This is a genomic window from Acinetobacter lwoffii, assembly GCF_024129115.1.
In the GTDB taxonomy this organism is placed as follows: Bacteria; Pseudomonadota; Gammaproteobacteria; order Pseudomonadales; family Moraxellaceae; genus Acinetobacter; species Acinetobacter lwoffii_T.
This window is the reverse complement of the sequence record NZ_JAMXXO010000066.1, coordinates 1-448: the sequence shown is the minus strand read 5'-3', so window position 1 is coordinate 448 and position 448 is coordinate 1. Positions and strand designations below refer to the sequence as shown.

Genomic DNA, 448 nt, shown 5'->3' with positions numbered 1-448 from the left:
TCTGCTCATCTTGTGGAATCTGATCAAGTAAATCACCAAGCACCTGTGAATCACTGACATTATTGGTTGTAAGCTGAACTGCTCGTATTTGTAGGGTTTTAGCATCTATACCAATATGAAGTTTACGCCATTGGCGACGATATTCAGGTCCATGTTTCTTGCGCTTCCATTCGCCCTCACCTAGAAACTTCATGCCTGTAGAGTCCATGAGTAGATGCAGCCCATCGCTACTTTTTTGGTAGTTGATTACAATATCAATATGCTTTTGTCTTCTACAAAGCGTGGTGTAATCTGGAGCTATCCAATTTAATCCGCAAAGTTTAATCAGACTTTGCACAAAGCCAGTAACCATACGTAAAGACAGACGGAATAAGGATTTAATCATTAAGCAGCATTGGATGGCTGCGTCGGAGTAGGTTTGATTTCGCCCTTGTTTGCCTTTTGATGG

Annotated in this window: 1 protein-coding gene; it reads right to left on the bottom strand. The window is 41.5% G+C overall.

The genetic code is table 11. The features are described from left to right. Positions 1–448, bottom strand: a 448-nt coding sequence (locus NI470_RS15965) for an IS5 family transposase (protein ID WP_253149027.1), incomplete at both ends; no start/stop codon positions are given.